Annotated in this window: 6 protein-coding genes; 3 read left to right on the top strand and 3 right to left on the bottom strand. The window is 71.9% G+C overall.

Annotated features, from left to right (window positions below; translation table 11 throughout):
- Positions 1 to 753, bottom strand: a 753-nt coding sequence (locus tag JAO81_RS09850; RefSeq protein ID WP_199547401.1) for a protein kinase, incomplete at its 3' end; no start/stop codon positions are given.
- Positions 754 to 950: 197 nt separating this feature from the next.
- Positions 951 to 2,825: a serine/threonine-protein kinase gene (locus JAO81_RS09845; protein WP_199547400.1), complete on the bottom strand. Its 1,875-nt coding sequence runs from the start codon at positions 2,823 to 2,825 to the stop codon at positions 951 to 953.
- A gap of 453 nt (positions 2,826 to 3,278) precedes the next feature.
- Between JAO81_RS09845 and JAO81_RS09840 the strand changes: the two genes are divergently transcribed.
- Positions 3,279 to 4,277 carry a serine hydrolase gene (locus JAO81_RS09840; protein WP_233415118.1) on the top strand — a complete coding sequence of 333 codons (999 nt, stop codon included), beginning with the start codon at positions 3,279 to 3,281 and terminating at the stop codon, positions 4,275 to 4,277.
- A gap of 91 nt (positions 4,278 to 4,368) precedes the next feature.
- On the opposite strand, the gene JAO81_RS09835 is transcribed toward JAO81_RS09840, so the two are convergent.
- Positions 4,369 to 6,075: a glycerol-3-phosphate dehydrogenase/oxidase gene (locus JAO81_RS09835; protein ID WP_199547399.1), complete on the bottom strand. Its 1,707-nt coding sequence runs from the start codon at positions 6,073 to 6,075 to the stop codon at positions 4,369 to 4,371.
- A gap of 408 nt (positions 6,076 to 6,483) precedes the next feature.
- On the opposite strand from JAO81_RS09835, the gene JAO81_RS09830 reads away from it, so the two are divergent.
- Both JAO81_RS09830 and JAO81_RS09825 read left to right on the top strand, forming a co-directional pair.
- Positions 6,484 to 7,743 carry a nucleotide sugar dehydrogenase gene (locus JAO81_RS09830; protein ID WP_199547398.1) on the top strand — a complete coding sequence of 420 codons (1,260 nt, stop codon included), beginning with the start codon at positions 6,484 to 6,486 and terminating at the stop codon, positions 7,741 to 7,743.
- Between the two features lie 122 nt (positions 7,744 to 7,865).
- Positions 7,866 to 8,405 carry a hypothetical protein gene (locus tag JAO81_RS09825; protein ID WP_199547397.1) on the top strand — a complete coding sequence of 180 codons (540 nt, stop codon included), beginning with the start codon at positions 7,866 to 7,868 and terminating at the stop codon, positions 8,403 to 8,405.
- Positions 8,406 to 8,485: the final 80 nt, after the last annotated feature.

Raw genomic sequence — 8,485 nt, 5'->3', positions numbered from 1 at the left:
CGGCACGGCCCGCTCCCCGCGCCCCGGCGACTGCCCGCCGCCGCCCGGCGCCGCGGGCAGGGCCCCCGGAGCCGCCGTCTCGGGCACCGCCCCCGAAGCTGTTCCGCCCACGGCCCGCCCGTCGAACCCGCCGCCGACGTCCGGCACCGGGTCGTATCCGCACAGGGCCTCCTCGGCCGCGCCCGCCGCGAGCCCGGTGAGCATCACCCGGCCGTCGTCGCAGACGAGGACGGTGCGCACGGTGATGTTGCGGTGCACCCAGCCGTGCGCGTGCAGCGCGCGCAGCGCGGTGAGCACATCGGAGGCCACCTCCGCCGCGCGGTAGGGACTCAGCGGCCGCTCGGCGAGCAGCGCGGCAAGGGGACGCGCGGCCACGACCTCGCTGACGATCCACAGCGAGCCGCCCTCGGCGAAGACGTCGAAGACCTGGTCGAGCCGGGGATGGTCGGGTATCCGGGCCGCGGCCTCGGCGGCCTCGATCGCCCGGCGCACCGCGGGGTCGCTGGGCGCCCTGGTCGTACGGGAGTTGCGAGGGTTACGGGAGGTGCGCCCCGCGGGCCGCCGCGGCTCGGCCGGGCCCGGTTCGTCCAGCACCTCGGCCTCGACGACCTCGGGCAAGGGCACCTGCCGTACGAGCACTTCCTGCCCGCTGTACGTGTCGAAGGCGCGCGTCTCCGCGAACTCGTAGGCGTCCGACGGCGGCAACGGCAGGCGGTAGCGGTCGGCGAGTACCCGTCCCGCATAGTCGTCCACGTCGCCTCCCCGTCAGCGCGCGCACCTCGAATCCCTGTCCCGCACACCGCACCCAACCCGGCAGAAAGCCGTCAAGTCCCGTCGAAACCCGGCACATTGCGGCTGCGTACGGTCCGCGGGCTCCCACGAGCCGTGGCGGAGGGGGCGCCGGGGCCGGGCCGCGCCCCCCGGGGGGGACGGGGTTCCCGTCGCCGCGTTCAGTCCTTCGGCTGGAAGGTGGCGAAGGCGGTCTTGCGCAGCGTCCGGCACTCCTCGCCGTCCCACTCGGACGCCTTGCAGCTGATCATGATCGCGTACCCGTGGGTGTCGTCGACCTTGAAGCCGCGGTTGAGCACCCGGACCCGCTGGCCGTCCTGGTCGCGCTCGAACTCCCAGTCGGCGACCGTCGGATAGCCCTTGTAGTCGACCTGGTGGATGCCGAGCAGCTTGAAGTTGGTGCTGGCGCCGCGTATCGCCGGAAGCAGCGAACGCCAGGCGGCGACGGCGTCATCCGTGGGGCTCGGGTTGAAGTCGACCTGGACCCGCGGGAATCCGCCGTCCGCGCTGTAGATGGCGCCGGACTTCTTCCCGGCGGTGCCGGTGCGGTGGAACTTCTCGGGCATCGCCATCGTGAAGTTGAACTCCCCGTCGGTCACCTGCCGATAGCCGGCCGGCAGCCCGCCCGTTCCCGCACCGCCGTCACCCTCACCCTCACCGGAACCGGCCCCGGAACCGGAACCGCCCTCCGGGTCCTCGCTCTTGTCGCCCTGGCCTTCCTTGTCCTTGCCCTTGTTCTTGCCGTCACCGTTCTTGGAGTCGTCCTTTCCGGACCCTCCCTCGGTGCCGGCGCTCGCGGAGCTCTCGTCGCGCCCGCCGCCCGTGTCGTCCCCGCCGCTGAGCGCGAAGCCGATGGCGGTGCCGAGCACCGCGAGGGCCACGAGGACGGCCACGATCAGTTGCGTACGCCTGGGGACGCGGTCACCGAGCGGGGTCCGCGGCGCGGGCGTGGCGCCACCGGACGAACCCCCGACGGGCGCCGAGGCGTTGACGGTCTGCGCCGGCCGGGCATCCGTGGCCACCGCAGCGGCGCCGCCGGCTCCCGCCGCCGGACGCTCCGGATCCCCGGGCAGCGGCACGACCTTGGTCTGCTCGGAGGCAGGCGGCTCCGGCTTCTCGGCCACCGGCTCAGGAGTGTGGATCACATCGAGCAGCAGCGCCCGCGTCCCCGCGTCGTCGAGCCGATTCTCCGGGTCCTTCTCCAGGAGCCCGTACAGCACCTTGTCGAGGTTGCCGGCATGCTGCGGCGTCTCCAGCGGCTCGGTCATCACCGCGGTGAGCGTGGCGATCGCCGAGCCCTTGTCGTACGGAGGAGTGCCTTCGACCGCCGCGTACAGCAGACCGCCGAGCGACCAGAGGTCGGCCGCGGGTCCCGGCTTGTGGCCACGGGCGCGCTCGGGCGAGATGTACGAGGGCGCGCCGACGAGCATGCCGGTCGAGGTGATGGACGGATCGCCCTCGACCTGCGCGATGCCGAAGTCGGTCAGCACCACCCGGCCGTCGTCCGCGATCAGTACGTTGGACGGCTTCACATCGCGGTGCAGGATGCCCTGGCGGTGCGCGGAGCGCAGCACGTCGAGGACCGCGAGACCGACCTCGGCGGCGCGCTTCGGGGTGAGCCGGCCGTCCTCGCGGATGACCTCGGCGAGGGACTTGCCCTCGATCAGTTCCATGACGATCCACGGCCGGTCGTCCTCGTCGACCACGTCGAAGACGGTGACCGCGCCATGGTCGCGGATCCGGGCGATGGCCTTGGCCTCGCGCAGGGTCCGGGTGATGAGTCTGCGCTTCTCGTCCTCATCGATGCTGGACGGAAAGCGCAGTTCCTTGACCGCGACGGTACGACCGAGCGTCTCGTCGGTCGCCCGCCAGACGGTGCCCATGCCGCCCTTGCCGAGCACATCGCCGAGCCGGTACCGCCCGGCGATCAGCCGCGCCTCCTGCTCTTGGCGGGCTTCCTCGTCCCGGCCGGCCTGCTGGTCGCGGCGAGGTGCCTCGTCCCGACGAGCCTGCTCCGGCCGCTCAGCCTCCGACATGCGTCCCCTCTGCAATCAACCCGCCCTGGCAGAGCGTCCATTGTCTCTCATGCCGGCCACCGCGGAAGTCCCGGGTCCGCCCCGCGCCTGGAGGAACGCCCGGCTCCGGGCCACCATGGCAGTACGGGACGGGGGACCGCCATGACCGACGACGACGCGAACTCAGCGGCCGCGGCCCCTGACCTCCGTACGGCGCCGGCGGCCGGCGACGCCCGTACGGTACCGGCCGATGCCCCACCACCCCGTGCGAGTACCCGGAGTACGGCGACGACACCGCGGCCGGCGGTCTTTATGGCCCTCGGCGCCCTCCTGGCCGCCACCCTCATGGGCTGCGACGCAGCCGACCGGTCGACGGTTCCCTCACCCGCCCCATCCGTCACATCCGACGGCTCGACAAGCTCCCCCGCGCCCACCGGCGCCCCCGGCCCTTCCCCTCCGTCCCCGCTCGACGGAATGGTCACGCAGAGCCTGGCCACGGGCGCCGCCGTCCTCGTCTCCCGTGACGGCTCCAGCCGGTTCGGCTCGGCCGGCCGCATCGCGCTCGGCAGCACGCGGCCGCCGCTGCGCGTCGATCACTTCCGGGCCGGTGAGATCACCGAGACCTTCATCGCGGTGGTGATCCTGCAGCTGGCCGCCGAAGGCCGGGTCGGTCTCGACGACCCGGTGGAGCGCCATCTGCCCGGCCTGATCCGCGGCAACGGCCACGACGGACGCCGGATGACCCTGCTCCATCTCCTCGTCCACACCGCCGGGTTGTTCCCCCACCTCGAGGACCGCAACGGCCCACACCACGCCTTCGACCGCCGCTACACCCCCGGGCAGCTGGTCCGCCTCGGCCTCTCCCACCCCTCGGAGACGCCGCCCGGCACCTCCTACCGCCACGCCCATGTCCATTACGTCGTCCTCGGCATGGTGATCGAGAAGCTCACCGGCCGCTCGTACGCCTCCGAGGCGGGCCACCGCATCCTCGACCCGCTCCATCTGACCGGCACGTCCTTCCCCGGCCGGCGCCGGGAGCTGCCCTCCCCGCACGGCGCCGCCTACTCGGGCCCGGAGGGCGCCCTGGTGGACCGCACCGAGATCGACCCCTCGGGGCTCGGCGCCGGTGGCGAGCTGATCAGCACGCTCGACGATCTCCACCGTTTCCTCGAGGCACTCCTGAGCGGCCATCTCCTGCCCCGGCCCCAACTGGCCCGGATGCTCGACACCTCGGACGGCATGGGCCACGAGGGCGTCGGCCTCTTCCCGTACGAACTGTCCTGCACGACCCTGTGGGGCAGGCGCGGCAGGATCGCCGGCTCCCAGGTGCTCACGCTCGCCACCAGGAACGGCGCCCACGCGCTGACCGTGCACGCCAACACCGACGCCCTGCTGCCGACCTGGACCGAGGACGAACTCCTGGAGACGGAATTCTGCGGACGGTCCGATACGGTCCGCCCGACCGGATCCTGAGCTCCCGCCAGGGCCTTGCCCCTCCAGCGGCGCGACTGCAGTGGCGCGATGGCAGAGGCGCGACTACAGCGGCGCCGTCACAGGGGCGCCGTCACAGGGGCGCGATGTCCGGCGCCCCCAACCGCGCCGCGTCCGCCGTCAGATCGTCCGGCTGCAGCTGCGACTCCCGCTCCGCTTCCACCCGCTTCTCGTAGTGCTCGACCTCGCGCTCGATCTGGTCCTTGTCCCAGCCGAGGACCTTGGCCATCAGCTCCGCGCACTCCCGCGCGCTGCGCGTGCCCCGGTCGAAGGTCTCGATCGAGATCCGCGTACGCCGCGTCAGGACGTCGTCGAGATGCCGCGCCCCCTCGTGCGAGGCCGCGTACACCACCTCGGCGCGCAGATAGTCGTCCGCACCCGTGAGCGGATCGGCGAGCGAGGGATCGCGCGCGATGAGGTCCAGAAGCTCCTCGGTGAGCGCCCCGTACCGGTTCAACAGGTGCTCCACGCGCACCACATGGAGCCCGGTCCGCTGCGCGATCCGCGCCCGCGCGTTCCACAGCGCCTTGTACCCCTCGGCGCCGAGCAGCGGAATGTCCTCGGTGACGCATTCGGCCACCCGCTGGTCGAGCGCGTGCACCGCCTCGTCCACGGCGTCCTTCGCCATCACGCGGTACGTCGTGTACTTGCCGCCCGCGACGACCACGAGCCCCGGCACCGGATGCGCCACGGTGTGCTCGCGCGACAGCTTGCTGGTCGCGTCCGACTCCCCGGCGAGCAGCGGCCGCAGGCCCGCGTACACGCCCTGCACGTCGTCGCGTGTCAGCGGCACCCCGAGTACCGAGTTCACATGCTCGAGCAGATAGTCGATGTCCGCGCTGGACGCCGCCGGATGCGCCTTGTCCAGATCCCACTTGGTGTCGGTGGTCCCGACGATCCAGTGCCGCCCCCAGGGGATCACGAAGAGCACGCTCTTCTCCGTACGGAGGATCAGCCCCGTGGTGGAATTGATCCGGTCCTTGGGCACGACCAGATGGATGCCCTTGGACGCCCGCACATGGAACTGCCCGCGCTCACCGACCATGGCCTGGGTGTCGTCCGTCCACACCCCGGTGGCATTGACGATCTGCCGCGCCCTGATCTCGTACTCGCCACCGCCCTCGACGTCCTGCACCCGCGCCCCGACGACCCGCTCGCCCTCGCGCAGGAACCCGGTCACCCGCGCGCGGTTGGCGGCCAGCGCGCCGTACGAGGCGGCGGTCCGCACGAGGGTCGCCACATACCGGGCGTCATCCATCTGCGCGTCGTAGTACTGCAACGCACCCACCAGCGCGTCCTTCTTCAAGCAGGGCGCGACCCGCAGCGCGTGACGCCGCGACAGATGCCGGTGCATCGGCAGCCCCCGGCCATGGCTCTTCGCCATCGACATCGCGTCGTACAGCGCGACCCCGGACCCCGCGTACAACCGCTCCCAGCCCTTGCCCTGCAGCGGATAGAGGAACGGCACCGGCTTCACCAGGTGCGGCGCGAGCCGTTCGAGCAGGAGTCCGCGCTCCTTGAGCGCCTCCCGTACGAGCGCGAAGTCCAGCATCTCCAGATAGCGCAGGCCTCCGTGGATCAGTTTGCTGGAGCGGCTCGACGTGCCCGAGGCCCAGTCGCGCGCTTCCACGAGCCCGGTCGACAGGCCCCGGGTGACGGCATCGAGCGCCGTCCCCGCGCCGACCACTCCGGCGCCCACCACCAGTACGTCCAGTTCCCGCTCGGCCATCGCCGCGAGGGCCTCGGCCCGCTCGGCCGGTCCCAGTGTCGCTGTCCTCACCGCTGCCTCCCGTCGCCCCCGTGTGGTCGGGCTCACACCGTCGATTCTGTCCGCAGTCCAGGTCTTCAGCCACCACGCGTCGTACGACGTTCCGGGCGAGCCGCCCTGAGAGCCGACACTCGGGACATAGCCGACCCGCAATGCGTCATATCGGTCATATTTACCCCTAACCTGACATTGCGCTCAGCCGTTTTGTCCACCCGGCTTGCGCGTCCCGCCCGTCCCGGTTAAGACCGACCGGCCATGGGAGGGCGGGAGAAGGAGCGGGGTCTTGTGCGTGCAGCTGCAAGGCGGAGGAGGGAGTGATGGCGGAGCCATCACTCCCGACGACAACGCCGCAGATGTGCGCACAAGACCCCGCGACGCCGCCCTCCCACGGCCGGTCGGTCTCAAGGGAAGGTTTTCGCCATGCCCGCGGATCTCGCCGTAGTAGGACTCGGCCATCTCGGCCTTCCGCTCGCCCAGGCCGCGGTCTCGGCAGGCATCGAGACCGTCGCCTACGACCCGCGTCACACCACGGAGCTCGCCGCCGGCCGGCTACCCGCCGACGAGGGCGCCCTGACCACCGCCGATCTGCGCCGGATGCTCTCGGGGGGCTTCCGGACCACCACCAACCCGGTCGAGCTCGGCCGGGTGCGCACCGCCGTCATCTGCGCCCCCACCCCCCTGGGCGCCGACCGCACACCCGACCTCACCCAGGTCGCCGAGGCCGCCCAGGCCCTGGCGGCCCGGCTGCGCCCGCACACCACGGTGATCCTCGAATCCCCCGCCTACCCGGGCACGACCGAGGAATTCCTGCGCCCCCTCCTGGAGGAGGGCTCGGGCCTGACCGCCGGCCGCGACTTCCACCTCGCGTACTCCCCCGGCCGCTTCGACCCCGGCAACCGCACGCACGGTTACGGCAATACGCCGAAGGTCATCGGCGGCCTGACCCCCGCCTGCACGGAGTCGGCCGCGGCCTTCTACGGGCGCCTCACCGACAAGGTCGTCCGGGCGCGAGGGCCGCGCGAGGCCGAGACGACCCACCTCCTGGAAACCAACTTCCGGCACGTCAACATCGCCCTGGTCAACGAAATGGCCGTGCTCTGCCACGACTTGGGCGTGGACCTGTGGGATGTCATCCGCTGCGCCGAGACCAAGCCCTTCGGCTTCCAGGCCTTCCGCCCGGGACCCGGAGTCGGCGGCCACGCGGTCGCCCTCGACCCGGCGTACCTCCCGCACGCGGCCCGCACCCCGGGCCACCCGCTGCGGATGACGGGCCTCGCGCAGGAGATCAACAGCCGCATGCCCCAGTACGTCATCCAGCGCGCGGCCACGCTCCTCAACGAGCACGGGAAGTCGGTGCGCGGCGCCCGCGTGCTGCTGCTCGGGGTCACGTACAAGGCGGACATCGCCGACCAGCAGGGCACTCCCGCCGAGGAGGTCGCCACCCGTCTGATGCAGATGGGCGCCTCGATCAGCTACCACGATCCGCACGTTCCGCACTGGCGCGTCCTCGGCCAGCCGGTCCCGCGCGCCGACTCCCTCTACGAGGCCGCCGCGGACGCCGATCTGACCCTTCTGCTCCAGCCCCACCGCACGTACGACCTCCAAGGCCTCGCGGTGAAAGCCCAGTTGCTCCTGGACACGCGTGGTGCGACTCCGGTGGGGGCCGCGCACCGGCTGTGAAGCCTTTGAAACGGGCTGGGTGACTGTCGCCGCGGGCTGCTAGCCTGCGGCGTCATTCATCGCACAAGCGTGCGCCGCTCTCGCATGCGCGTGCGCAACGTTCCCATGGGGGGATCACCCGTATGTCCCAGGCTTTTCCGCCGCCGCAGCAGCCTGCCGGCGGCAACCCGTTCGGTCAGCCCACCGGTGACGGCGCGTTCGCGCCGCAGCCCGCGCCCGCCCGGAGCGGCAACGTCGCGCTCGGTGTCGCCGTAGGCATCGTGGCCATGATCGCCGGTGCCGCCGCGTACGGCGGCCTGATGCGCGCCTTCGGCAAGGAGGACGGCACCTACACCGAGATCGGCTACATCGCCGTCGGTGTCGGTGCGCTCATCGGCTTCGTCGTCGGCAAGCTCGGCGGCCGCAACCCCGCGCTCCCGATCGTCAGCGCCGTCCTCGGCGTCATCGGTGTCGTGCTCGGCCAGATCTTCGGCATGGCGCTGCTCGCCAGCTGGTGGTTCGAGATCCAGCTCGGCCAGGAGATCTCGGTCATCGACCTCCTCACCGAGAACCCGGGCGACACCTTCAAGGCCTGGCGCGAGGAGGCCGACGTCATGACGTGGCTCTTCCTCGCCATCGGCGGCATCGTCGGTTTCACGTCCGCCAAGAAGGCCGGCAACTGACGCTTCCCGCGCAGTAGTCACGCATACGGAGAGGGGGCGCACCCCCCCCGGGGGGGGCCCCCTGCCGGTGGACCGGGAGG

This window comes from Streptomyces sp. N35, assembly GCF_016464295.1.
GTDB lineage: Bacteria > Actinomycetota > Actinomycetes > Streptomycetales > Streptomycetaceae > Streptomyces.
Note: the sequence above shows the minus strand (reverse complement) of the source record. Positions and strands in the feature narration are given on the sequence as shown.

Bases quoted from the DNA above. Each gene is read 5' to 3' on its own strand.
- JAO81_RS09840 (WP_233415118.1), top strand. From the start codon at position 3,279: ATGGTCACGCAGAGCCTGGCCACGGGCGCCGCCGTCCTCGTCTCCCGT.
- JAO81_RS09825 (WP_199547397.1), top strand. From the start codon at position 7,866: ATGTCCCAGGCTTTTCCGCCGCCGCAGCAGCCTGCCGGCGGCAACCCG.
- JAO81_RS09845 (WP_199547400.1), bottom strand. From the start codon at position 2,825: ATGTCGGAGGCTGAGCGGCCGGAGCAGGCTCGTCGGGACGAGGCACCT.
- JAO81_RS09830 (WP_199547398.1), top strand. From the start codon at position 6,484: ATGCCCGCGGATCTCGCCGTAGTAGGACTCGGCCATCTCGGCCTTCCG.